This is a genomic window from Vibrio sp. YT-19(2023) (genome assembly GCF_033337395.1).
Map to the genome: position 1 here is coordinate 1 of NZ_JAWOQN010000570.1, position 667 is coordinate 667.

Consider the following 667-nt stretch of genomic DNA (forward strand, 5'->3'; position numbering starts at 1 on the left):
TTTGATTGCTCTTAATATCGGTTAATGCGGCTTTATGGCCAACACCTGGTTTAAGCTCAATCAAGCCCGCATCAGCGAGTAGTAACAGCCCTCGGCCTCCATTAGTTGGGTCGTTTGGAATGGCAATTCTGGCACGGTTTGGTAACTCTTCTAACGAACGGTATTTATTGGAATAAATACCCATGCGCATCAAGATAGATTGGCCAATTGAAACGAGCTGAGAGTTATGACTGCTGTTGAAATTATCCAAAAAAGGTTGGTGTTGGTAGCTGTTAATATCGATGCTACCGTCACTCAGCGCGGCGTTAGGTGTCACGTAATCAGAGAACTCGATGACTTCAACATTTAGCCCTTGTTTTGCCGCTTCTTTCGCTACTGCTTCAACTACTTGTGCATGTGGCCCAACCGTAGCTCCGACTTTGATTACTGAATTATCTTTTTCTCCGCAGGCACTTAAGCTGAGCGCAGCAGCGAGAACCCAAGACAACTTTTTGATGTGACCTAAATTTGTCATCGTAACTCCATTTTATATTTAGACGTCTATACGGCTATCCTATCAGGAATATATAAACGGTCAACGACTAAAACATTGAGGGATCATTTGAAGGTCACAAGGGCTGTAGAGCACGAATTTTATCGAGCAGATGGTTAAGAGAGTTGAAAGGGT

General features: G+C 43.5%; 1 protein-coding gene. It reads right to left on the reverse strand.

Annotated elements, in window-relative coordinates; all coding sequences use genetic code 11:
• Window positions 1–514, reverse strand: a 514-nt coding sequence (locus tag R7E78_RS27195; protein ID WP_318058759.1) for a MetQ/NlpA family ABC transporter substrate-binding protein, incomplete at its 3' end; no start/stop codon positions are given.
• Window positions 515–667: the final 153 nt, after the last annotated feature.